The organism is Prochlorococcus marinus str. MIT 9313, assembly GCF_000011485.1.
GTDB lineage: Bacteria > Cyanobacteriota > Cyanobacteriia > PCC-6307 > Cyanobiaceae > Prochlorococcus > Prochlorococcus marinus_D.
On sequence record NC_005071.1, the window covers coordinates 1,022,456 to 1,043,655 of the forward strand.

General features: G+C 50.6%; 32 protein-coding genes and 3 pseudogenes. 20 read left to right on the forward strand and 15 right to left on the reverse strand.

Annotated features, from left to right (window positions below; all coding sequences use genetic code 11):
* Positions 1–30 precede the first annotated feature (30 nt).
* Together AKG35_RS04980 and AKG35_RS13185 are read left to right on the forward strand one after the other, a co-directional pair.
* Positions 31–306, forward strand: a complete 276-nt coding sequence (locus tag AKG35_RS04980) for a hypothetical protein (RefSeq protein ID WP_236069672.1) — start codon at positions 31–33, stop codon at positions 304–306.
* A 215-nt stretch (positions 307–521) separates the two neighbouring features.
* Positions 522–668 carry a helix-turn-helix domain-containing protein gene (locus AKG35_RS13185; RefSeq protein ID WP_162009611.1) on the forward strand — a complete coding sequence of 49 codons (147 nt, stop codon included), beginning with the start codon at positions 522–524 and terminating at the stop codon, positions 666–668.
* A 24-nt stretch (positions 669–692) separates the two neighbouring features.
* Here the strand turns inward: AKG35_RS13185 and AKG35_RS04985 are convergent, their stop codons facing one another.
* A complete protein-coding gene (locus AKG35_RS04985) occupies positions 693–887 on the reverse strand; it encodes a hypothetical protein (RefSeq protein WP_041384404.1) in 195 nt (64 codons plus the stop codon).
* 200 nt (positions 888–1,087) lie between these two features.
* Positions 1,088–1,291 carry a hypothetical protein gene (locus AKG35_RS04990; RefSeq protein ID WP_041384406.1) on the reverse strand — a complete coding sequence of 68 codons (204 nt, stop codon included), beginning with the start codon at positions 1,289–1,291 and terminating at the stop codon, positions 1,088–1,090.
* A 275-nt stretch (positions 1,292–1,566) separates the two neighbouring features.
* Here AKG35_RS04990 and AKG35_RS04995 point away from each other — a divergent pair, with 275 nt between their 5' ends.
* From AKG35_RS04995 to AKG35_RS12840, 6 genes are all read left to right on the forward strand, one after another.
* Positions 1,567–2,118, forward strand: coding sequence for a cupin domain-containing protein (locus AKG35_RS04995; protein ID WP_011130318.1), 552 nt, complete (start codon positions 1,567–1,569; stop codon positions 2,116–2,118).
* A gap of 386 nt (positions 2,119–2,504) precedes the next feature.
* Complete coding sequence (locus tag AKG35_RS05000; protein WP_011130319.1) at positions 2,505–2,744, forward strand: CCRG-2 family protein; 240 nt, start codon at positions 2,505–2,507, stop codon at positions 2,742–2,744.
* 1,737 nt (positions 2,745–4,481) lie between these two features.
* Positions 4,482–4,817: a hypothetical protein gene (locus tag AKG35_RS05010; RefSeq protein ID WP_157859827.1), complete on the forward strand. Its 336-nt coding sequence runs from the start codon at positions 4,482–4,484 to the stop codon at positions 4,815–4,817.
* A 568-nt stretch (positions 4,818–5,385) separates the two neighbouring features.
* A complete protein-coding gene (locus AKG35_RS05015) occupies positions 5,386–5,631 on the forward strand; it encodes a hypothetical protein (protein WP_236069698.1) in 246 nt (81 codons plus the stop codon).
* A 398-nt stretch (positions 5,632–6,029) separates the two neighbouring features.
* Positions 6,030–6,272 carry a hypothetical protein gene (locus tag AKG35_RS05020; RefSeq protein WP_052646222.1) on the forward strand — a complete coding sequence of 81 codons (243 nt, stop codon included), beginning with the start codon at positions 6,030–6,032 and terminating at the stop codon, positions 6,270–6,272.
* Positions 6,273–6,859: 587 nt separating this feature from the next.
* Positions 6,860–7,027 (forward strand): hypothetical protein, encoded by a 168-nt coding sequence (locus AKG35_RS12840; RefSeq protein WP_157859828.1) that lies wholly within the window; start codon positions 6,860–6,862, stop codon positions 7,025–7,027.
* A gap of 59 nt (positions 7,028–7,086) precedes the next feature.
* Here the strand turns inward: AKG35_RS12840 and AKG35_RS13190 are convergent, their stop codons facing one another.
* Positions 7,087–7,296, reverse strand: a complete 210-nt coding sequence (locus AKG35_RS13190) for a hypothetical protein (RefSeq protein ID WP_063394952.1) — start codon at positions 7,294–7,296, stop codon at positions 7,087–7,089.
* Positions 7,297–7,562: 266 nt separating this feature from the next.
* On the opposite strand from AKG35_RS13190, the pseudogene AKG35_RS13485 reads away from it, so the two are divergent.
* Positions 7,563–7,739 (forward strand): annotated as a pseudogene (locus AKG35_RS13485) (hypothetical protein); the annotation flags it as partial.
* Here the strand turns inward: AKG35_RS13485 and AKG35_RS05030 are convergent.
* Positions 7,725–8,111, reverse strand: a complete 387-nt coding sequence (locus AKG35_RS05030) for a hypothetical protein (protein ID WP_011130324.1) — start codon at positions 8,109–8,111, stop codon at positions 7,725–7,727. The pseudogene AKG35_RS13485 and the gene AKG35_RS05030 overlap by 15 nt on opposite strands.
* A gap of 636 nt (positions 8,112–8,747) precedes the next feature.
* A complete protein-coding gene (locus AKG35_RS12315) occupies positions 8,748–8,924 on the reverse strand; it encodes a DUF1651 domain-containing protein (RefSeq protein ID WP_157859946.1) in 177 nt (58 codons plus the stop codon).
* A 106-nt stretch (positions 8,925–9,030) separates the two neighbouring features.
* On the opposite strand from AKG35_RS12315, the gene AKG35_RS05035 reads away from it, so the two are divergent.
* The 4 genes from AKG35_RS05035 to AKG35_RS13395 all read left to right on the forward strand — a co-directional run bounded on the left by AKG35_RS05035 (position 9,031) and on the right by AKG35_RS13395 (position 10,534).
* Positions 9,031–9,303, forward strand: a complete 273-nt coding sequence (locus tag AKG35_RS05035; protein ID WP_011130325.1) for a hypothetical protein — start codon at positions 9,031–9,033, stop codon at positions 9,301–9,303.
* A gap of 214 nt (positions 9,304–9,517) precedes the next feature.
* Positions 9,518–9,859, forward strand: a complete 342-nt coding sequence (locus AKG35_RS05040; protein WP_011130326.1) for a DUF1330 domain-containing protein — start codon at positions 9,518–9,520, stop codon at positions 9,857–9,859.
* A 79-nt stretch (positions 9,860–9,938) separates the two neighbouring features.
* Positions 9,939–10,211 (forward strand): DUF3303 domain-containing protein, encoded by a 273-nt coding sequence (locus AKG35_RS05045; RefSeq protein WP_041385049.1) that lies wholly within the window; start codon positions 9,939–9,941, stop codon positions 10,209–10,211.
* Positions 10,212–10,384: 173 nt separating this feature from the next.
* Complete coding sequence (locus AKG35_RS13395) at positions 10,385–10,534, forward strand: hypothetical protein (RefSeq protein ID WP_197524600.1); 150 nt, start codon at positions 10,385–10,387, stop codon at positions 10,532–10,534.
* 19 nt (positions 10,535–10,553) lie between these two features.
* Here AKG35_RS13395 and AKG35_RS13400 read toward each other — a convergent pair whose 3' ends face one another.
* The 4 genes from AKG35_RS13400 to AKG35_RS05060 form a co-directional block, all read right to left on the reverse strand.
* Positions 10,554–10,661 (reverse strand): hypothetical protein, encoded by a 108-nt coding sequence (locus AKG35_RS13400; RefSeq protein WP_236069674.1) that lies wholly within the window; start codon positions 10,659–10,661, stop codon positions 10,554–10,556.
* 93 nt (positions 10,662–10,754) lie between these two features.
* Positions 10,755–11,528: a hypothetical protein gene (locus AKG35_RS05050; protein ID WP_162009612.1), complete on the reverse strand. Its 774-nt coding sequence runs from the start codon at positions 11,526–11,528 to the stop codon at positions 10,755–10,757.
* A gap of 41 nt (positions 11,529–11,569) precedes the next feature.
* Positions 11,570–11,749 carry a hypothetical protein gene (locus tag AKG35_RS05055; RefSeq protein WP_041384409.1) on the reverse strand — a complete coding sequence of 60 codons (180 nt, stop codon included), beginning with the start codon at positions 11,747–11,749 and terminating at the stop codon, positions 11,570–11,572.
* Between the two features lie 120 nt (positions 11,750–11,869).
* Entirely contained in the window at positions 11,870–12,151 is a 282-nt protein-coding gene (locus tag AKG35_RS05060; protein ID WP_157859830.1) for a hypothetical protein, read from the reverse strand.
* A 167-nt stretch (positions 12,152–12,318) separates the two neighbouring features.
* On the opposite strand from AKG35_RS05060, the gene AKG35_RS05065 reads away from it, so the two are divergent.
* Positions 12,319–13,131 (forward strand): VanW family protein, encoded by an 813-nt coding sequence (locus AKG35_RS05065; RefSeq protein ID WP_011130330.1) that lies wholly within the window; start codon positions 12,319–12,321, stop codon positions 13,129–13,131.
* 65 nt (positions 13,132–13,196) lie between these two features.
* Here the strand turns inward: AKG35_RS05065 and AKG35_RS05070 are convergent, their stop codons facing one another.
* Entirely contained in the window at positions 13,197–14,828 is a 1,632-nt protein-coding gene (locus AKG35_RS05070; RefSeq protein WP_011130331.1) for a hydroxysqualene dehydroxylase, read from the reverse strand.
* A gap of 266 nt (positions 14,829–15,094) precedes the next feature.
* On the opposite strand from AKG35_RS05070, the gene AKG35_RS05075 reads away from it, so the two are divergent.
* Positions 15,095–15,295, forward strand: a complete 201-nt coding sequence (locus tag AKG35_RS05075; RefSeq protein WP_041384410.1) for a hypothetical protein — start codon at positions 15,095–15,097, stop codon at positions 15,293–15,295.
* Between the two features lie 370 nt (positions 15,296–15,665).
* Positions 15,666–15,920: a guanylate-binding protein gene (locus tag AKG35_RS05080; protein WP_011130332.1), complete on the forward strand. Its 255-nt coding sequence runs from the start codon at positions 15,666–15,668 to the stop codon at positions 15,918–15,920.
* Between the two features lie 206 nt (positions 15,921–16,126).
* On the opposite strand, the pseudogene AKG35_RS05085 reads toward AKG35_RS05080, so the two are convergent.
* Together AKG35_RS05085 and AKG35_RS05090 are read right to left on the reverse strand one after the other, a co-directional pair.
* Positions 16,127–16,603: pseudogene (locus tag AKG35_RS05085) on the reverse strand (transposase); the annotation flags it as partial.
* Positions 16,604–16,783: 180 nt separating this feature from the next.
* Positions 16,784–17,314, reverse strand: a complete 531-nt coding sequence (locus AKG35_RS05090; RefSeq protein WP_011130334.1) for a flagella basal body rod protein — start codon at positions 17,312–17,314, stop codon at positions 16,784–16,786.
* Positions 17,315–17,488: 174 nt separating this feature from the next.
* Here AKG35_RS05090 and AKG35_RS05095 point away from each other — a divergent pair, with 174 nt between their 5' ends.
* The gene (locus AKG35_RS05095) at positions 17,489–17,689 is read left to right on the forward strand and encodes a hypothetical protein (RefSeq protein ID WP_041384410.1); all 201 of its coding nucleotides are present in this window, start codon (positions 17,489–17,491) and stop codon (positions 17,687–17,689) included.
* Between the two features lie 370 nt (positions 17,690–18,059).
* On the forward strand, positions 18,060–18,314 hold the full coding sequence (locus AKG35_RS05100; RefSeq protein WP_011130332.1) for a guanylate-binding protein: 255 nt from the start codon (positions 18,060–18,062) through the stop codon (positions 18,312–18,314).
* A 206-nt stretch (positions 18,315–18,520) separates the two neighbouring features.
* On the opposite strand, the pseudogene AKG35_RS05105 reads toward AKG35_RS05100, so the two are convergent.
* From AKG35_RS05105 to AKG35_RS13495, 3 genes and pseudogenes are all read right to left on the reverse strand, one after another.
* Positions 18,521–18,997: pseudogene (locus tag AKG35_RS05105) on the reverse strand (transposase); the annotation flags it as partial.
* A 180-nt stretch (positions 18,998–19,177) separates the two neighbouring features.
* Positions 19,178–19,372 (reverse strand): hypothetical protein, encoded by a 195-nt coding sequence (locus AKG35_RS13490; RefSeq protein ID WP_236069675.1) that lies wholly within the window; start codon positions 19,370–19,372, stop codon positions 19,178–19,180.
* On the reverse strand, positions 19,365–19,709 hold the full coding sequence (locus AKG35_RS13495) for a hypothetical protein (protein ID WP_011130335.1): 345 nt from the start codon (positions 19,707–19,709) through the stop codon (positions 19,365–19,367). The genes AKG35_RS13490 and AKG35_RS13495 overlap by 8 nt, the downstream gene beginning before the upstream one ends.
* Before the next feature lie 174 nt (positions 19,710–19,883).
* Here AKG35_RS13495 and AKG35_RS05115 point away from each other — a divergent pair, with 174 nt between their 5' ends.
* Both AKG35_RS05115 and AKG35_RS05120 read left to right on the forward strand, forming a co-directional pair.
* Positions 19,884–20,084, forward strand: a complete 201-nt coding sequence (locus tag AKG35_RS05115) for a hypothetical protein (protein WP_041384410.1) — start codon at positions 19,884–19,886, stop codon at positions 20,082–20,084.
* A 370-nt stretch (positions 20,085–20,454) separates the two neighbouring features.
* Positions 20,455–20,709 carry a guanylate-binding protein gene (locus tag AKG35_RS05120; RefSeq protein ID WP_011130332.1) on the forward strand — a complete coding sequence of 85 codons (255 nt, stop codon included), beginning with the start codon at positions 20,455–20,457 and terminating at the stop codon, positions 20,707–20,709.
* Positions 20,710–21,200 lie beyond the last annotated feature (491 nt).

Here is a 21,200-nt window from a genome sequence, read left to right on the forward strand (position 1 = left end):
AGGGATCCCCTTTTGAAATTATTGAGGGTGATGACGATGAATCAGACCTACTTCGACGAACTGTTCGAACGTTGGCAGGCAGCCGATGAGGTTGATGATGAAACGCTCCAACTGATAAAAGATACTGTTCGATTTACCCAAGAGACAAGCGACAACAGCTTGCGGGGTCATGCCCGTCAGCTGCTTTCTGATGTTTACCACCTTCCGAGTACTCCTCAAGAGATTGCTCTGATCGGGGAAGCGTTAGAAGGCACAGGCACAGTTCCTCCTGAAATACCTCCTGAAGACAATGGCTATGGCCTATAACGAAGCTCGATAAAGAGAGATGGCTCTCTCAATGGACGACCAGTGTGGACCACTCCCCTCAAATTAGAAGCAAGCGCACCAATCACGTCTACGTGAATTTCCTGTAGCGGAGGGATGTCGGCAGCGATGGCTTTGAGCTCCCTCCGGCAAACACCCACAAGCTTTTAAAACCAATAACTTTCACTTGTCTTTTGGCATGGGCAGCAGTTCTCGTCTTGCTCCCTCTCCTCATCCTTCTCTTGGCCACAGAATCACGCCACAACAGAATCCAGCGCTATCGACATATGGGGTACTCCTGGCAACAAATCGCTGATCGCTATCACTGCTCAGCCAATACAGCGAGGAAGTGGGCCGGAACCTGACTCAACTTCTCAATGGGGGGTAGCTCACGCCTCCCATCTCGACTTGATCACAAACTGCATCCCATCAAGTCCCATCACCACCATCGCACTCATACATGCAGCTCCCCACTCTCCAAACTTTTCCGCATCCAATACACCCTCACCCCTTAACTCGATCACTCTCTCCCAATACTTCTCCAGTACCAGCATCTCTTCTCGTAACTCGGCAATAAAGCCCATACGGCTACCAAGACTGTTCCTGGATCTTAACCTGGTCTTGCCAACCAATTAGTTGATGCCTTTCCCTAACGGCACCTGGATGACTTACTTCTCCCAAAGCGGCATCCAATACAAATCCATCACCTTTATCTATGGTGGTAAATCAACATCCACAGTTACCATCCCTTGCTGAGTATTAGCCGCTGGGGAAGAGAAAACTCTTAGCCCTGCTCGGTGTATTTGATGCCTTTGGCTTTGCACATGACTTCAAGGTATCCGTCCTCAGTTGGCCTTAGCCCGTTATAGGTCGGCGCATTTTCTCCTCTGACAGGAGGAGCGAAACGGTCAGCACTCTCTTGAAACGTCATCGCATCCATTGATGCAATAAGGCGCTTGGATCGCTCAAGGCGCTCTTCTTGATTCAATTGAGAACGACCTAGAAACCTGTTTCCGGCGTAACGATTGTGAGGCTAGAAAGTCTCTGGTCAGATAAGTGTTGGGCGGGGCCAGAAAAATCTTTGCCAAACGTCACCCTTTTTTTGACTGAAGTCCCTGGCTTGGCGTCACAATTGCTACGCCAAACTGAGAAGCCTGGGCTTAATTAGCCGAAAATTGCCGAGGAATTCCCAGCACTAAAAGCAGCCTTCGAAGACGGTATTGGCTCAAGCACTATCGAGACCAAGAGTCTTTTCCTTGCCTGGTGGCTGTTTCCATCGAAGGAAGTCCACCTTGCTCTTACTTTATGTGTTTGCAATTATATTCTCAATATATACGCTATAATCACTTCATGAGATTAAATGATGAACAACAAATGAATGAAAAGCATTCTGATCACGCAGATAAAACAAAAATGCCGTCGTCAGAGACTCTTAAACAAGTATGCCAGCCTGAGGAGCGGGTGTTAGGCAGGGCTGATGATGGCAGTGTAATGGAGTTTATGCTTCAAACTGAGCATGGCAATACCTACTTGTGCCGTTTTCCCCCTGGCTTTATTTCACATGCTGCCATTCAATTATGTACAGAAGAAATATGGTATTTCATTCAAGGGGAAGGGGTATTTTGGATAAAGCATGAAGGCATTGAAAGACAAGTGCCTTTTAATGCTGGAACCGCATTACATGCACCTTGCGGTGGAGCGATGCAATTTCGTAACAATGGACACTTGGAAGCCGTAGCGCATGTAGTGACCATGCCTCCATGGCCTGGTTCAGATGGCGCTAAATTAACCAAAGGCCCATGGGAAAGTGTTTGATTCAGCTCTTTTAGTAGTGGTCTAACTCTCGTAGGTGTCTTGCTACGGATAGCGTTAGTCCCTGTAGGTTCTGGCGTTTCTGGCCCATAGTGGGTTGAATACTTACGACCAAACAATGCCCCGTGCAACGGAGTATTAAATACCACGGTCCACCCACGGCAACGCTGCTCCCAATTGCAATTGGGTCCTCGCATGCTTAAACGGCATTTAGGTTCCAGACCATTCTGGAAACGTGCTTGGGTCAGGTGTTATCACCGGTGACAACTGGTTCTTGAGCTTTAGTGATTAACTTCACAGCAGGCGTTGACCTGGTTCATCTCATGGCCTGCTGAATCCTGAGATTTTGTGTAAGTCGGAGGGATGACCTCCCCTACTCAAACAAAACCATGACCAACATTGAACTAACACTGGAGCAGCTTCAAACCATTTCTGGAGGTGGAAAAGCTGATCGAGAGGCTCGTAAAGAGGCCCGCAAAGCAAAACGTGATCAACGCAAGCATGATCGCAAATGTGATGACGGGCCACCGGCTAGTGATTGCCCCTACGGGCCAGATTCAGAGTCTGGTGTAGACCACCATGAACAAGATACACATCCAGGCTGCGGTCCTTGGGGCCCTTGCATCTGACCACGCGAATCACGAGGATTCAGCCCCGCAACTAGCGGGGTTTTTTTATTGCTTGGAGCCACTGCAGATATTGCTATAGATTATGTCTTGAAAGGGGTTTTGGGTTCTTTTGCTTTACCGGCAAATTGAATAGGGGTTCTTCCGCAGCTGTATCATCGGAAATCAATGGTGGGGCATTCGGCTTAACCAAATCCCTGATTACTGGCATCAAGCTGCAGTGAATTTCGCAGGAGCAATAGAGTCAGCGACAGTAATCGAATGGCTAGACTTTAGTGATTAAGTTAGGAATATAAGTAGTTTTATGGCAGATAAATTTGTCAATAGATTTGTTATAAGTATGAAAAACTATTACTTGTTACTGCCTACTAGACAAGACTTCAAGGTAACTCTCTGCAAGTCAACAGGCCAGGTATCGGATGGCATTTTAAGCGAATAGGGAAGTGGTTAAAGAAATAAAAAGCACCTGGTATAGAAGGGTCCTTTATAGTGTTTTTAGGCAGAATAGTATTTGCTCAGTCTCAGTCATTGGAGCTGCCAATACGTTGTCGCGTGTGTCCAAGCTCTAACAATGATCAGGCGATACAAAGACCAATCAGATGGTTGTTTTCCCGTTGCTGTAGCAGCAAGCGGGGTAGAGGTTGGAAGGATTTGCGATAGCGTTTGGAGTGGCTTCAGCGAGAGATAAAGCCAATATGGTGCTTAATGAAGCCAATCTTGCGTTCATGATGATATCTAGAGACAACAAAGAAATCCCACCCCCCCTAGAGGGGGATTAAGTCAAATAGTTTTAGCGATTACGATCGCAATCACTGTTCTTTTGGGAAGTACGACCTTAGTTATTCCGCCAGTGCCAGCTAGCATCAGAATCATAGTGCCCTGATTCAGATTCATCACCTTCCCAAAGGGCGGTAGCGACATCTGAATCAGTTGGTGTTTCTGTCTGGTCATCTGTAGCTTGAAGTTCAAAGGAACGTCTAGCCAGTGGGTGTAACTTCCCTTGTCCTTCAAGACATTCAATGGAATAAACCAGATTCTGTTGCGTTTGCAGCTGTATCTTTCTCTTTCTCCCTACTTTTCTGCAGTAAGACGTTAATCGGTGCAAGTACTCGTTGTTATTGTTGATTGATCATGTGATTGTGATTCCTTTGCGAGGCGTAGGAAGGAGCAGTTTGCATCCAATTGGCGGATCCTTCTTCGCATCGAATCCATCTGGGGAAGCTTTGGAGGATCATCCTGTCCTCATTGCTACGGGCTCTTGACGTAGTGAGGAATAATGATGTTACTCCTAGCAACACTTTGGAAAAGTTCTTCGCCTTCATCTGCCCACTGTCTGTTTACTGTGTTCTTCAAGACGCATGATTGCTCAGCACTAAAGAGAGGATATTCAAAACAGCTATAAATCATCTGAATGACCTCATTTGTTATTGGAACTTGGTATTAGGCAGGCATGATCAGTAGAAGACCTATCCCAGGTGCGTTGGTGTTGACGGTATACCAACTGATCCTTCTCAGACAGCCATTGGTATCTATGCAAATGGGGTGTTGGAAGCAATAGTTGGTGGTAATTTCTTTTCCGATCAAGTCAACACGATGACTACTGGAGGTTTCTTTGATTGAGGCTTAGTCGGGGAGCCTGAGGCTACGGCAGAAAGCTATACAAAACCCTCGATGGGAAAAGCAGTGCGCGAAGTGTTGTGCGCGATCAATCCCCCAAAAAAACTATCAACGTCCCACCTCGTGTCGGGTTTTATTATTGGGGTGCTCCAGGCAAGAGTTCCCTTCATCCAGGGATCTTCTTTAGAAGAAGACCAGGCTCTGATGCCAGGCGCCAGGGTCAGTATCAGCGTTGCAGCTGCGATCATTAGGAAGCGCATCTCAGGTCCTGGCCTATCCGGCGACGCTAAGTCTGTCACCGTTTTTGAAGTGGGTTCAATAGTGGATCGATTCCCACTGGGGTGGGGGCTATATGAACGGGATTACTTCGGAGACGTTGAGGTGTCCTCGGGAATAGACGAAGACTCCTTTGAAGTAATCACGGACGGTGAGGGCAACGTCTGTTTTGACGGTTGGTAAAAGGACCGCCAGGTCGAGGCTGCCGAGCAGCGAGTTGGGGGCTTGAGCCAAGCGCTTCTGGACATCGTTTCCGTGGCGATTTCTGCAACCATCGAGGACTTTCCCATTTTTTTTTGTCAATCCCGGACACTTTTTTTGTCTTATTGAGTCAGCAACTCGAAGTACCTTGGATCTGTCACCGATTTTGCAGTTAATTCTTTAGAAACCTCATAAAAAAGGCCCTGGCGTGGGGCGTGCAGATCTTCGCTTTTTTAAAACTAGTCAAACCAGAAATCGGAGCCACTTGCCGTCATCAATCTCGCCAGCCATCACCTTGAAGGCGTTTTCACCGTGAACAAAATAAAAGGCTGACTTGTAGACGTGACCCTTATGGACCATCATCGGAATGATGAGGCCGATGGATGGCTTGGGTTCTTGTTAATTTCTCGTCCTGAGCAAAGGCTATGGACTGATCCAGAAGTTCCTCGAGTGTCCTGGGAGGGTCGCGATCTGCCCTCTTGTGCGAAGCCGGACACCAAAGGGTGAGCGGTTTAACCATTGCGGGTCGAGGTGTCACACCTTGCCTCTTGTGTTCACAGCTACATTTGATACATCAAGGGGTGATGCAGTGTTGAGGAATTGGTTGGGGCTTGAGAAGGCCTCACAAGGCACGATCGAGAGCGCACGTTCTCAGGTCGATTCACTAGATGACATTGAGGAGATGCGAGTTCTACTCAAGAATGTCATTTCAGCTCACGACACGCTCAAGCAAAGGCTGGAAGACAAGCTCACCAACATGACCAACTACATGGCCCTGTCCAAAAAAGGCCAATAAAAAGCCCCCCGGAGGAGGCCCTGTCCTTTCGACACACGCTTTAGCAACATCCATCACTGTTAAGGGATGAGTGCTTGTACCTGTTCTGCTTCAAAGGAAGGTTTTTTGGAGAAGCAGAATAGAGCTACGACACTCCTCACACAGCGTGGATGAGCGGTACTGGTACTCGCTGGGGCCGTCCTTTTCTTGCGTGCTGGTGATCCACTATGAGCCTTCGAGGCAGCCCATCAAAATCAGCCGGCCTGGTTTTGATGACATATCGGGATCTGATCAAAGCTGTCCTTAGACGTGTCAACATCAGGGAGTTACTGGATCAAGACCCTGAGGGCGGGGCCTTTTTTCATGCCAGGAAGTCTTCTCGCTGTCGCTAAGCCTTGGTGTATTTCTGCCTGCTCAGCATGATGATGTGTGCTAATCGAGAGCTGGAATTGACAGAACCAGACCCGGCAGTTTTAGACGCTCTTGTCACTAAGGCTTTAGAGCTTTCGGCAAGTGCAGGCGGGGAGTTGGAGCGCAGCTGCTGGATGGTGGTTCATGAGCATGCTCACGGAGTAAAGCCAACGGAGTACGACATCCGAGAAATTGACGAGCAGCTTTATCTGAAGGTTCTGGAGACCAGCCGATCCAGATCAGTTTGCTGAGATAGAGAGGTCGAATGACCTGCCGTAGCTTCTTAGACATCAGACTAGGAGCTAAGTATTGCCGCAACTCGCCGCTTATCGAAGGGAACTCCATACAAGGAGTCGCCCCTCCCTTCTGCTAGCACTCCGCAGCAGTTACAGCTGAACGCATTGCAGGTGAACTTGGCGTTCCCAATTCGGCTTTGGTTCATCTGTTAAAAGTTGGCCATGCCACACCCCTCACCATCAGGGGCCTTTCGGTAGTGCCTATCCCCTATTAAGCCCCATTGCCAAGGGGTGACCCTCTTCCACGCCCCTGAAGTTTCTCAACAAAGGAGTTAGGACTAGACAATCCGCCTAAAAAACTTTGCCACCTCAACTATTGAGGCTCTATCTATCTGAGATTGGGATAATTGTTGTTGATGCTACTGCCTTCTTTGCCTGGCGTTTTGGAGGGAACGGTGAGGACCGCTGATTGACGGCCCAACCTCATAATGTTCAGCTCAAAAGACTTGCTCGGCCTCATGGGTTTGATGTAACTGGGTAAGTGTTCCAAGTGCTTCTCCGCCCCTAAAAGAGCTAGGACAACAGGAGACACCTCGAAAACTATGGAAGACACCGCTGTTCAAGCAGGCGAGAATTTGCGCTATCTGCTGGTTGCACTCGGTGTTATTGGTGGTGGTGGTCTAGCTGTCTGGCTTCAAAGGGACAAGAAAGCCGACAAGAAACCGAAGCAAAAACAATTTGTTCCCAAGAACACGAAAGGGTTTCAGTGATTGACTGCCCAAAACAAGTGATGAGATCACACCAAGTGCCAGGGGTTTCATTTGGACGTTCAATCAGCCCAAGTGGCCGTGCAGCGATAGCGCGTGCTCATGGCAACAGCAATTGTTATGCACGACATGTCAGTGACAGTTTTACCTTGAGGGACTTTTCGCTGCGCCTGCGCCTGTGCCATCTCCTCCGATTCACCATCAGCCGTCGCCTCTCCTGCCCGAACGGAACCAGGCCAGGAAGCCAGCAGCACCAATAGCAACGATCCCACCGAATAGATAAAGCAATTCTTTCTGAACAAGGTTGTCCTCCATAGGTTCTGACAAGTCTCTTCTTGTCTTAGCTCCTTTGTTGAGAAACGTCAGGGACGTAGAAGCGAAGAGCATCTTTAGCGCTGGGTTTCAGTAGTACATAGGCATTGACGCGTAGGCCTCGACGCTAAGGGCGTTCAGGAATGGCAAGACGCACTGTTGATCTGACTCAAAGGGTTATTGGTATCTACGTTTTAAAGATGTTCTCGGCTGTAGCTCTCTAGATCGCCAGATCGAAGTGATCACAGGCCGGCCGATGAAAGGCGTGCCGGCCCTCCAAAAAACCAAGAGGATCTACCTGCAAGTGGATGAGGCCAGGGAGCTATCGAAAAAGACACCAAGAAGAGGGCTGGATGGCCACGGCATCCCACTAGTAGTAAGGGTCTTGTCACCCTCCTGGTAATGGCCTCCAATCATCTGAGACCTGTGAAGGGCTATGCGCGAAGGTCTTCTCCAGATTCCGTTTGAATGAATCATCCCGACTGATTGGGCTGTGATCGCGTCCTGATTCAGTGTCTAGGCTGATTTCCTGTGAAAGCCTGACCTCCTTTGTTGCTCTGAACCACCCCAGTTCTTTGGCGATCCCAAAAAACGGCCAGATAGCGAAATAGAGGCAAATGATCGCAAGGCCTACATATCCACCGTTCAATTCCATACCGGAGAACTGACAAACGTTTGCTGTATTCAGCATGGCCACAAGAGGCACGAACAGGAAGCGAACAGTACAAAGAGCAAAGAAACGGCTCGAAGCTCCTCTTGCTGAGGAGGGGAACAACAGCGAGTCGAAGAGGTAAGCGTTGAATCTTGGTTAGCAAAGACGCTGTGGTTAGAGCTTGAGGAGACGATGGATTTTAATTCGCGAAAACCGTACTAGAGACGTTCATGATGGGATGTCTATCGCCGACCGGCCCTGATACGGTTTTCGCGAATCAAAATCCATCGATCAATAGGTGCATCGTCAAGGGAATACAAGAGTTGCATGGCTTGAGCAAGGTTCAAACCTGGAGGCTTCTCTGCTATGAACTCATCGAGCACCTAGAACTGCTCCGCGCTTGGCTCCTATAGCTCGCCGTTGTCTTGAAATTCAGCAATAAGGTTCTCGAGCTATTTCTTCTCATGCTGCGCACGTTTACGCCTGTTCTTGCCATCGCTGGCCATGTGAGACCATCAGCTGAGCAAGCCTTCCAGCTCCTAAATGCTCAGTAAGTCCATAACTGGGATGTTCGGTCGTCGAAACAAAAAAGATGCTCCCAAGGAGGAACCCACAGAAACAGATCTCGAAAGGGGCTACAGGCTCGCTGCCGCTAAGCAAAAGGAGATTTTGAAAGAACTTCTCGCACAAAAACCAAGGGCCTAACTTTCCACCACTGGTCTAGGGGCAGAGGGGTTGAAACGACCCTCACCACTGGGCTCACTTGGCCCTCCAGCCAACTTTTTGCAGTCTTTTCCATCGCTCCCTTGTGTCATCCACATCGGGATCCATCGATCTGGTTTTCAGCAAGGCGAGCTCTTCCTTCCTCTGGCGAGCTTTGATCACTTCGATGGGGCGGTCTAAGGAACTACGGCCGAGAACATCTTTAAAGCGCAGATACTATTTGAAGACCCCATTGAGAACCTCTCTAATCAAGAACCTCTTCTCACGCAAGAGATGGAGATGAAGGCAGCAGGGATCCCCTTCGAAATTTCAGAAGGTCATGACGATGAATGAGACCGACTTCGCTGAGCTGTTCGAACGCTGGCAGGCGGCCGAACAGGTTGACGATGAGTTGATCCAACTGATCAAAGAGACTGTCCGATTTAGCGAAGAAACTGGTGACGACACCTTGAGGGATCGTGCGTGTGATCTGCTTTCTGGTGTTTTCCACCTGCCGAGTACTCCTCAAGAGATTGCTCTGGTCGGAGACGCGTTAGAAGGCTCAGGCACAATTCCTCCTCCAATACCTCCGGAAGACGACGAAGCTCGATAAAGACAGAATGCCTCCCGAAGCTGCCAGTCGAGGGGCCTCCGCTCTCCAGTGGCTGTTGAGGGGCCTCAGGCGCTGACTCGACAGTTGTCACTCCAGCCTCGACACCAGCTCTTATCTGTTGAGACCTTTTCCCTATTGGGACCCACTACAAAATTGGTGACAAACCCAATACACGAATAAAGTGCGATGCTCTAGGGGTTTCTAGAAGCTATGCATGGACAAGAAAGGCGCTAAGGGTTATTGGATCAGCACTTCAACAGTCACCAATCCAGCTTTATTTGCTGAGTACGTTGAGAAGGTTGGACCTTGGCTCAAAGAAGTTGGTGGAGTGGTTTTTGCTAAAGACACAGAACCTCAAGGGAAAGAGAAGACAGAAGGAGCGAACTTGGCAGTTATTTGTGAGTTCCCTTCAATGAGAGCGGCAGTCGATGCTTATGAATCAGCTGAGTATCAAGAGCTAAGCAAAATACGTAACGCAGCCACAGAGAATGCAACCTTCACGATCATGGAAGGTATGGATGAAGCAGCAAAATTAAGGAGAGCCATGGGTAAGTAGTCGTTTCCTGAAACTGTTACTTGGGTGACATCACCTTTGATGTAAATCGTCTAGAAAGCTGATGCTTTTTTTGTTTGACATGACCTTTCTGATGCATTGGAGCTTTAAAACTGGCTATCACGAGAAAGCAGCCCGTCAGTTCCTTGCAACAGGTGCCCCGATGCCTGAGTGCAAGTCTTGGCAGCGCTTTCACGCACCAGGCTCTGTACAAGGCTGGATCATTGTCGAAACCAACGACGCTGGAGTCTGCTATGAGCATGCCGCTGAGTGGGCTGAGTTCCTTGACTGGGACGTGACTCCCGTCTTCACAGATGATCAGGCAGGCCCATTGATTGCAAAGGTTTATAGCTAACCTCTATTGCAAGTAGTGATGCAAGGTCCTAGCCCAGTTGGAACCTCAGAGGCTCCTGGGGAAGCTTTAGCTGACATCGCCTCTTTCTCACTGAATATTCACCAACCCTCCCCGATCTGGGGGAGGGCAAGACAAATGCATGAATCCTCATTGCACGAAGCGCCTCTTTCCCCATGGCTACTGCTCTGCTGTGCATAACCGGCGTGCTAGCCGGCTTGATCAGAGCCGCCTATTCATGCGCGGGAATTCTGCTGATGACACCAGTGAGAGCAAGCTCCTGGGAACGCTCCATTGAAGCAGACAACGACCCAACACTGGCATAGGTGCCATCACTGATCAACATCAGCACGTTGGAGGTGAACAGGTCTGGGATGTTGTCCTTGTAGGTCTGAAGTTGGTTAACGCTGCCCAGACGTCTACCTTCTCATCGGCGTGGTCCTTCAGTTCCAAAACAACAACCGGCAGACCGTTCAGGTGGACGACGACATCAGGACGACGTGTGCTTCCGGCCCTGAATCATCTACTCGGAACTGCAGCGAATAATCAGATCAGGTTGTCGTACTGGGCTGGAATGATATGCAGATGGGCCGGTTCATGAGCCAGGAACGCATCCCTGTGCACATTCAGAAGCAGGGTGCGGATGTCATCTCCGGCACGGATCAACAGTCCCTCTCCTGTCTGTCTGAAGCGCAGGTCAGGAGTTCCCGCAACGCTGATGGAATCCTCGCCGATGCGGAAATCTGTTATCACATCGTTTCCGGGTGACAGTACGAAGAGGTCTGGTCCGGGAAGGCCCGTGAGCCTGTCGTTGCCTTCGCTTCCTCCGTTTCGTTGCGCCCAGGCGTAGCCGAGTTTTCCGAAACTGGGCACATCGACGGCGTCTTTTCCATCGGATGATGAGGCTTCAAGCGTCTTGCCGGAATCGATCAGGCTGTTTAATTTCCATTCATCGATCTCTGGTTTCTGGCCCATCTCCCTGGCTGTAAAACCACTGGTGCCGATGATGGTATCTGGCTCAAGATTGATGATCCAATTGGAGATCTCCTGCACTGCCGAGACAAAACTGTCGAGATCGGAGAGGTTGTATGGAGAGGCCTCTGTATGAACATCAAGAGCGCTATTGCCATCGCCATAGGCATTCTGAATTTCTTCCGCCCAGTAGAATTCAAGGAAGGATAATCCATCGACTTTTGTTCCTTCAGGCGCCTCCCATGCGATTCCTCTTGTGAAATTCATGATGGCTCGATAGGGGTCATTCATGAAGGCCTCCGGTTTCATTTCTTCTGGCAGCTGACCCTTGAACCTGTCCAGGTCCACGGAGTGCACCATGTATTCATCCTGGTCTCCCTTCACACCGTTCAGATAACGGTATCCGGTTCGTTTTCAGTGAGAACCTTGAGCCAGGCGTTGCCGCTGTTGGCCATTTCTATCCAGAATTCATCCATGGAACTGCCGTTGTCATTGTTGTCTTTCAGATTTGAGTAATTGGCTTCCACAACTAGATTGATCTTGAAATCTTCGAATCCTCCTCGCTTCATCTTTGAAAAGTGTTCAGCGTATGGTGCCCATCGGTCAGGCAAAGGTTTTTGTCGGGGCCGATCACCACTGTTTTCATACCGTTGGTCACGGTGCCGGGTGCGACTCTCTCCCAGTTCTCGTTATAAATGTAGTAGCTGTCTGGATTTCCCGGGGGTTGAGTCGTCAAACCTGACAATCACTGCGTTGTCAACCTTTTGGCCGTTGGCGTAGGCAACATCATCAAACATTTTTTCATCATCACTGAATGTTCGTCCCTGCACCGGATATCCATCCTCGAGAATCCAGTTCACGCCGTCGTAACGCCCAACCTTGTAGAGAACCTGGTCCTGACCAATCGCTGGTTGCCCTGCCTTGATCTCACTCAGTTCCAGCTCGAGAACATCATTTTTGCTCGTTTTCATGAGGTCAATGATGCGTTGTGAAAAGGCAGACATTTTTTATAATTTATTGGAAATAATATCCATGGCTCCTTTGCAGACCTGATCGTTTTGGCCATCCTCGCCTTTGACCAGTCTTGTCAGAATGAAGAGCCTGGTCGGTTCAAAACGAGATAACTCAGGGCTCAGCGATGTTTGAAATTCCCAAACCGATTCACCGCAGCAGGGTTCGACAACTGTTGGGCCGGGAATATCACATTGCCAGACGCAAAGCCAACTGGCTGTTCGGTTCCAGGCAATGGGCTACAACACGCGACGTCCTGGCGACAAGCCACCGCAAATTCAGCCATCAGTCTCTGATCCTGCGCCCTTTAAGGGATGTGGATATGGTGCTTCAGCACAACAAGCGCAGGAATCTGGAGCTAGCGCTTGCGCAACTGGATCGAATCCTGATTCGTCCGGGGGAAACAATGTCCGTGTGGAAGCTGGTCGGACGACCTACTAGACGGAAGGGCTATCTAGAGGGTCTGGTGCTGAATCAGGGCAGGGTGTCCAGGGGGACAGGAGGAGGCCTTTGTCAGCTGGGAAATCTGCTGTTCTGGATGGCGGCCCACAGTCCGCTCACGATTTCAGAGCGCTGGAGGCATGGTTTTGATGTGTTCCCGGATATGAATCGAACTATTCCCTTTGGTGCCGGAGCAACGCTGGCGTACAACTATGTGGATCTGCAGATCACCAACAACACGCCCTATTGCTTCGCGATTCATCTATGGCTGGATGACATCCATCTGCATGGTGAACTCAGCTGTGATGAGGATTACGACTGCATCTACAGCGTCGAGGAGCGTCATCACAGGATCCAGCAGCAGATCTGGGGCGGCTATTCGAGGCATAATCAGCTCTATCGGCTCTGCACAGCATCCGATGGTGTTGAGACGGAACAGCTACTGGTGGAAAATCACGCGATCATGATGTACGAGCCGTTGCTGAAAGCGGCGCCATGATGCCTTGATACTGAACGAATCTCAGCCTGTTGAATCCTCATCGCCAATCCCTTGAGAATCGCCAGCTAGATAGCCAACCAAGGCCACTGGATCCCGAAGGCCTCGAGGGGGGCCATCACCAGCTTGTTAAGCGCACGCCCGAGCACCACCTGCGGTTCATCGGCGCGGATGGGTATCACAGAGTGCTGCAGGGTCCTGGGCAGGTCGGCGCCCCTCACGATCCCGCGCCTGAGCAGTGAGTTGCCCGCTTCCAGACCACACACGTAGGCGCGTTCCTGACAAAGGCCTTTAGCACCATGTTCTTTCTCGCCCATCCTCACCCAGTCGCCGGCGCAGACCACCGAAGCCACTGACGTCTCCATTGGTGGCCGCTTGCTGAAACTTCCCGGCGAGAAAAGAGACACCGAACCCGGATAACGCCGCACCTCCTGATCCACGACCCTGGCCCCCCTGAAGGCAGGCTGCGCTATGGGCAGCAGATCCTGCATCAGGCAGTCGATGATCTCCTGATCGCTCAGCTCGGCGATGGCCGAAGCGTTGTAGAAGTCGCTGGCGATCACCGAACCCTGCGGTGGCTGATCACCCCAGAGCGCCTGCTCCGACTCCCGCTGCAGTTGATCCAACATGAAGAAGGTGGCTCCGGCGCCTCTTAGTGAGCTGAAACGTGAGAACACATTGGCGGGATCGGCGACCGGCACGGTGCGATCCAGCCACAGACGGATCGACACCACATCGATCGATCCGAGCGTGGCGGCACGCACAAGCTCCGGCGCCAGCGCGCCGCACTCCGGGGATTGCGCCATCAAAGCACCCATTCCTTTGGCACTCACCGCAATCACCACAGCATCGACATCCTCGATTAAACCGGTGCTCCCGCTTGTTACGGAACGGGTTCCCACCGAGCGGATGGCCTGAGTCTCCGGCGAGACGTTCAGCCGGGTGGCCAGGGTGCCGCCCAGCACCTCGAGCTGATGCTGCTCCTGCAGCCGCTCACTGAGCGGCAAAATCAGCTGTTCGGCGATGCTTTTCGACCTGATCCAACGCACATCGAAGGAATCCTGATGCGCCAGGGCGTAGTAGTAGAGGAGCTCCATCGTGACAGCGGCCGACAGCTCCTCCGGCGGCTTGAACAGCCCCACCAGCAACGTGGGCCGCAGGAAATCATCGATCATGCGATCACTGATCCTGAGCTGTCTAAACAGCGTCAGCGCATCGATCGAGTCGTAACTCCTGTATACCGCATCGTTGCGGTTCAGATCGAGCATGGCGTAGAGCAGGCCGGCGATGCTGAGCCGATCAGCAACAGGCAGGCGCTTGAAGTTATTGATCGTTGCAGCAACCTGACCCAGAGGACTCGGCCACAGCGGAGCGTCACCGAAGACAGGAGCCGTTGCCTCCAGGCCTTCGGGTGACCAGAACGCACTAGTGGTGAACTCCGTGAAGATCGAGCCGAGCCCGAGCTCTGCCGTCAGGGCATTGATGTTGGGATAATCCTTCCAGAACCCCCGGGTGCCTGCCTCGAACGGTTTACCGCTTGGCGTGGTGAGAGGCTGGCTGCCGGTTGGATCCTCCATCCCATCCATTAGGGTCACCCGAACACCCGCTTCGCAGAGCGCCTTAGCCGCACCCCAGCCAGCCCAGCCGGCCCCGATGACAACCGCATGAGATTGCTTTTTACCCGGAAAACCTTCGGCCATAAAGCTGTTTTACATCAGCCCAAGCTAAAGAGATGAACTCATGGACCATGGGCTTCCTTAGCCACCTTGTGACAAAGGCAACTCTTTAAGGAAGTCTTCATTGTCTCTACAGAGCAACTACTATTTCTTCGTCTCTCCTTACATGGCGGAACGAAGCGAGCCCTGTAGCAAACACCGCAGAGGCAGCGCAACAAGACCTCTCTCTCGTTAAGAGCGCCTAAAAACTGACCTAAATTGGGTTAACGCTTTCGAGTGCTGTGTAAAAAATGGTTTTTCGCACCCTGAGAACAGACACTCGTAGACGTGTTGAGGAAATCATCCATCGCTTAGCGACTGGAGAATCTGTCAGCCTCGAGGAGCGGGCTCAGCTTCAGAAGTATGCACTCCACATTCCTTTTGTTGCAGGCCAATTGAGGAAAGCCCTTAGGCATCGAGAGGAGCTGGAGGCAGATGGACTTATTGAATGATCAGAGGGTTGGCTCGCCACCGTCAGTTCTCTTTCTGAGCTTGCTACCACACTCTTAACTTAAGGAGGCGAGAGTTGTCTTTGCTCATGAATTCTAGATACTCAAGGGTATGGCTTTGCTATTACTCAACATCTTCGCAATGAGCATCTAAACCCTCAATCAGAACTTCATAACGCCGTCTAAGCGACAGTTCTTTGCTAGACGCTTGAAGGTGCCATCTGTTGATCGATGGATTTTTAGTCGCGAAAACCGTACCAGAGACGTTTAAAACGTGATGTCTATCGCCAACCGGCCCTGGTTCTCACGACCTTTTTGGTTCGGTTGAACATTCTGGTGGAGTCAAACTGTAGGGGTCTTGAAGAGAACAATCATGTATTCACTATTCGATTCCGTCTTTGACGTTCCATTCGGCTACAGCATTCCTCGTGATCGCGTTGTTGTGATCCCTGATTCGCAGTACAACAAGCTGCGTGCGCAAGAAAATGAGCGCCAAGTTGCCAAACTTGAAGCTCGCAAAGAGCATCACTCTCAGGTGATTGAGCGCCTTAACGAGCAGATCAGTGAACTGCAAGCTGCACTACCAGCAGCTGAGCCAGACAAAGAGTTAGCGGCCACAAAAGAGTGATCGCTAACGGCAGCTGGAGTGGGACCCATCTGCCGATATTTGCTGGGATACAACAGCACGTTCTAGGGGGCCTGCGGGCCCCTTTCTCTTGTTTGAGCTAGTAGTTACTGTTGACATATTCCTACCATCTAATCCTTATGAAATACTCTTGATCCATCAAGCGTTGCCGAGAGCTTTAAAAAGGCAAGGCTCCATTCACTGATTCAGTCTGCTTTTAACCGGCTGTAGTGGCCATAGTTGGAATAGGGGTCATCAAAGCCTTTTCTTACAACAGCCACTTTGAGATTGGCATGGATAGACCTCAAGGTGTTCAACTCTCTTCTGTGGTCTTTGGGGTGGATTGGCGTTGAGAAATACCTGGCCTCCCAGAAGTGCGCGCAACGCCCGCACAAGCGGTTTAGGGCCATGGCGGAGTACCAGGCGAACCAGTGCATCAGCCTCGGCAAATCCTTGGCTTCTTCTGGCTTAACCAGCAAGTGAAGATGGTTAGTCATCAGGCAGAGCCCATAAACCTTCACCGCAAACTTCTGCTTGGTCTTTTGAAGTACCGCCAACAACACATCACGCCTAAGGGCTTTGGCAATCAAGAACTGCCGGCTATTGCAGCGCAGTGTGATGTGAAAACTGCAGCCAGTCGGCAGTAAGCGCTTTGCTCTCACTTTTGCCATCAATTGCTCGAACATCTACAGCCTCAGAGCTGTTATTTCACTTATCGCTAAATCTTGCGTCGCCTGAGAGCACAGACAGCTTCACACCAAGATCCGTAACGCGATTGAGACTTGGAGCCACCTACAGCAAGAGGTCTCGGTGCGATGTTCATCTAGGCGGCAATAGCAGTTGATTGATCGTCCGCGGGTGATGCTCTAGGGCAATCGTTCAAACCTGGGCTGACCTCCACCAGTCCACATCCCATTCCAACGGTAGCGAGAAGTGACTTCCTGAAAGGTGCCGAAATTCGCCCGTCCCGTCGTTCCGCGAATGGTCACGACTCCATCTTTGAAGCTGAGATCCCGTAAGCCGTTCATTGCGAGATCCGGCATGGGTAGAGAGTCAATCACCACCGGGCTGACGGTTCTATTCGAAAAGCCGTTCTGCGAGACCAAATTGATTTGTAGACCAATGGTGCCATAGCCCCCCATACATCCCAGATCGCCTATCCAACCCACCAGCCAAACGCCAGATGGGTACTGGGAGTGAGCTGGTTCAAGCTCGACCGTGGCGTATTGCTGATAACCAGGAGTTGACCCATAGATCTGGCAGGCCACCGTATGGCTGTAGCGGCGAACGACTTCCGTAGGGCTTAACCCAGGTTCATTTGCGAGCGCAATCGGTAAGACACTAAAAGCAGCAAAGAAGCTGACAGGGAGCCAACGACGATGGGATGGCAAAGGCATATCGAGATGGTGCTTATTTGCTAGCAACCATCCATAGATTTTCTATTGCCAGGTAACCTTTTGATGCCAAATCGATTTGCAGAACCAAGGGAGCTGTGGCGCTACACCTCTCCTTGCAAGTGGCTTGAGAAACTGACCTAAATTGGGTTAACGCTTTCGAGTGCTGTGTAAAAAATGGTTTTTCGCACCCTGAGAACAGACACTCGTAGACGTGTTGAGGAAATCATCCATCGCTTAGCGACTGGAGAATCTGTCAGCCTCGAGGAGCGGGCTCAGCTTCAGAAGTATGCACTCCACATTCCTTTTGTTGCAGGCCAATTGAGGAAAGCCCTTAGGCATCGAGAGGAGCTGGAGGCAGATGGACTTATTGAATGATCAGAGGGTTGGCTCGCCACCGTCAGTTCTCTTTCTGAGCTTGCTACCACACTCTTAACTTAAGGAGGCGAGAGTTGTCTTTGCTCATGAATTCTAGATACTCAAGGGTATGGCTTTGCTATTACTCAACATCTTCGCAATGAGCATCTAAACCCTCAATCAGAACTTCATAACGCCGTCTAAGCGACAGTTCTTTGCTAGACGCTTGAAGGTGCCATCTGTTGATCGATGGATTTTTAGTCGCGAAAACCGTACCAGAGACGTTTAAAACGTGATGTCTATCGCCAACCGGCCCTGGTTCTCACGACCTTTTTGGTTCGGTTGAACATTCTGGTGGAGTCAAACTGTAGGGGTCTTGAAGAGAACAATCATGTATTCACTATTCGATTCCGTCTTTGACGTTCCATTCGGCTACAGCATTCCTCGTGATCGCGTTGTTGTGATCCCTGATTCGCAGTACAACAAGCTGCGTGCGCAAGAAAATGAGCGCCAAGTTGCCAAACTTGAAGCTCGCAAAGAGCATCACTCTCAGGTGATTGAGCGCCTTAACGAGCAGATCAGTGAACTGCAAGCTGCACTACCAGCAGCTGAGCCAGACAAAGAGTTAGCGGCCACAAAAGAGTGATCGCTAACGGCAGCTGGAGTGGGACCCATCTGCCGATATTTGCTGGGATACAACAGCACGTTCTAGGGGGCCTGCGGGCCCCTTTCTCTTGTTTGAGCTAGTAGTTACTGTTGACATATTCCTACCATCTAATCCTTATGAAATACTCTTGATCCATCAAGCGTTGCCGAGAGCTTTAAAAAGGCAAGGCTCCATTCACTGATTCAGTCTGCTTTTAACCGGCTGTAGTGGCCATAGTTGGAATAGGGGTCATCAAAGCCTTTTCTTACAACAGCCACTTTGAGATTGGCATGGATAGACCTCAAGGTGTTCAACTCTCTTCTGTGGTCTTTGGGGTGGATTGGCGTTGAGAAATACCTGGCCTCCCAGAAGTGCGCGCAACGCCCGCACAAGCGGTTTAGGGCCATGGCGGAGTACCAGGCGAACCAGTGCATCAGCCTCGGCAAATCCTTGGCTTCTTCTGGCTTAACCAGCAAGTGAAGATGGTTAGTCATCAGGCAGAGCCCATAAACCTTCACCGCAAACTTCTGCTTGGTCTTTTGAAGTACCGCCAACAACACATCACGCCTAAGGGCTTTGGCAATCAAGAACTGCCGGCTATTGCAGCGCAGTGTGATGTGAAAACTGCAGCCAGTCGGCAGTAAGCGCTTTGCTCTCACTTTTGCCATCAATTGCTCGAACATCTACAGCCTCAGAGCTGTTATTTCACTTATCGCTAAATCTTGCGTCGCCTGAGAGCACAGACAGCTTCACACCAAGATCCGTAACGCGATTGAGACTTGGAGCCACCTACAGCAAGAGGTCTCGGTGCGATGTTCATCTAGGCGGCAATAGCAGTTGATTGATCGTCCGCGGGTGATGCTCTAGGGCAATCGTTCAAACCTGGGCTGACCTCCACCAGTCCACATCCCATTCCAACGGTAGCGAGAAGTGACTTCCTGAAAGGTGCCGAAATTCGCCCGTCCCGTCGTTCCGCGAATGGTCACGACTCCATCTTTGAAGCTGAGATCCCGTAAGCCGTTCATTGCGAGATCCGGCATGGGTAGAGAGTCAATCACCACCGGGGCTGACGGTTCTATTCGAAAAGCCGTTCTGCGAGACCAAATTGATTTGTAGACCAATGGTGCCATAGCCCCCCATACATCCCAGATCGCCTATCCAACCCACCAGCCAAACGCCAGATGGGTACTGGGAGTGAGCTGGTTCAAGCTCGACCGTGGCGTATTGCTGATAACCAGGAGTTGACCCATAGATCTGGCAGGCCACCGTATGGCTGTAGCGGCGAACGACTTCCGTAGGGCTTAACCCAGGTTCATTTGCGAGCGCAATCGGTAAGACACTAAAAGCAGCAAAGAAGCTGACAGGGAGCCAACGACGATGGGATGGCAAAGGCATATCGAGATGGTGCTTATTTGCTAGCAACCATCCATAGATTTTCTATTGCCAGGTAACCTTTTGATGCCAAATCGATTTGCAGAACCAAGGGAGCTGTGGCGCTACACCTCTCCTTGCAAGTGGCTTGAGAAACTGACCTAAATTGGGTTAACGCTTTCGAGTGCTGTGTAAAAAATGGTTTTTCGCACCCTGAGAACAGACACTCGTAGACGTGTTGAGGAAATCATCCATCGCTTAGCGACTGGAGAATCTGTCAGCCTCGAGGAGCGGGCTCAGCTTCAGAAGTATGCACTCCACATTCCTTTTGTTGCAGGCCAATTGAGGAAAGCCCTTAGGCATCGAGAGGAGCTGGAGGCAGATGGACTTATTGAATGATCAGAGGGTTGGCTCGCCACCGTCAGTTCTCTTTCTGAGCTTGCTACCACACTCTTAACTTAAGGAGGCGAGAGTTGTCTTTGCTCATGAATTCTAGATACTCAAGGGTATGGCTTTGCTATTACTCAACATCTTCGCAATGAGCATCTAAACCCTCAATCAGAACTTCATAACGCCGTCTAAGCGACAGTTCTTTGCTAGACGCTTGAAGGTGCCATCTGTTGATCGATGGATTTTTAGTCGCGAAAACCGTACCAGAGACGTTTAAAACGTGATGTCTATCGCCAACCGGCCCTGGTTCTCACGACCTTTTTGGTTCGGTTGAACATTCTGGTGGAGTCAAACTGTAGGGGTCTTGAAGAGAACAATCATGTATTCACTATTCGATTCCGTCTTTGACGTTCCATTCGGCTACAGCATTCCTCGTGATCGCGTTGTTGTGATCCCTGATTCGCAGTACAACAAGCTGCGTGCGCAAGAAAATGAGCGCCAAGTTGCCAAACTTGAAGCTCGCAAAGAGCATCACTCTCAGGTGATTGAGCGCCTTAACGAGCAGATCAGTGAACTGCAAGCTGCACTACCAGCAGCTGAGCCAGACAAAGAGTTAGCGGCCACAAAAGAGTGATCGCTAACGGCAGCTGGAGTGGGACCCATCTGCCGATATTTGCTGGGATACAACAGCACGTTCTAGGGGGCCTGCGGGCCCCTTTCTCTTGTTTGAGTTGGCCAGTTGCTGACAAGTGACCGCAAGGGGTTCAACGGACAGAACCGGCTATTGAGATTGCCGGTAAAAAGGCAATGCCTACCTCAATCCCCCATCCAGATTCGGGCTGTTCTTTTTTGTGTTCTTAGCAGCAAAAAATGCTTGTGCGATCCAGCCCCTGAGAGGTGCGAAAGGGTAGTGCGGGGGCGTTTAGAGACGCTTGATCGAAAGGAGTAATTCTTCCTACTGACGCCTTGTTGTTGCTTGCTTAGACCTAGATCAGGAGTCCGAGGACGTAGAAACCCTGAAAACCTGTCCTGGACTTGAGGGCATCCGACGCGGGTGCCCTTCTTCATGTCAGTTATTTGTGCTAATTGCAGAGAAAATGGATATGTTCTTGATGCTTGTGCTCA